This window comes from Bifidobacterium sp. UBA6881, from assembly GCA_002451435.1.
GTDB lineage: Bacteria > Actinomycetota > Actinomycetes > Actinomycetales > Bifidobacteriaceae > Bifidobacterium.
On sequence record DKCF01000038.1, the window covers coordinates 41,902 to 42,655 of the forward strand.

The 754-nt window shown below is 61.9% G+C and carries 1 protein-coding gene; it reads right to left on the reverse strand.

The window, feature by feature from the left end:
- Positions 1-289: 289 nt before the first annotated feature.
- On the reverse strand, positions 290-754 hold a 465-nt coding region (locus tag B3C64_RS03185; RefSeq protein WP_291533673.1), incomplete at its 5' end, for an exodeoxyribonuclease III.

Here is a 754-nt window from a genome sequence, read left to right on the forward strand (position 1 = left end):
CCTCCGTGTCGGCGCCCTCATCGGCCTCGACGGTCTCCTGCTCGGCCTTGTCGTTCTCTTCGGCGGCTTTCAGGGCTTCTTCGCTCTTGCGCTTCTTCTTGCCGAATCCAAACAGTCCCATGATGTTCCTCATTTCGTATCGGTTGCAACCGTGACCAGCCTAGCACCCAGGCTTAATGCAGGCTGGAAGCCGGAGTCGCGACACACCGGCGCGGACCATGCCGAGCGACCGTTTCGACCGGATCCGCGCCGGCGCGTGGCCATATCCGGCCGCGATATGGCAAGCGTCTCAGATGTCGTACATGATGCTGAGCGGCGCATGGTCCGACCAACGCGAATCGTAGGTCGGCGCCTTGTCGATCACGAAGCCGCATGCGGTTTCGGCCAGCTCCGGCGTGGCGAACTGGTAGTCGATTCTCCAGCCGACGTTGTTGTCGAAGGCGCGTCCCCGCTGGCTCCACCAGGTGTACGGGCCTTGGATGTCGCCGGCCAGGTCGCGCATCACGTCGACGAATTCCAGATCGCCCAGCCATTTGTCGACGTAGGCGCGCTCCTGAGGAAGGAAGCCGGAATGCTTTTCGTTGGCCTTGGCGTTTTTGATGTCGAGCGGCGTGTGCGCGATGTTGAAATCGCCGCACAGCACCGCCTGCCTGCCGCCTTTGGCCGCCTCGTCGCGCAATTGGGTCATTCTCACCAGCATGGTGTCGAGGAAACGGTACTTCTGCTTCATCTTCACCGGATCGTCGGTGTTGCC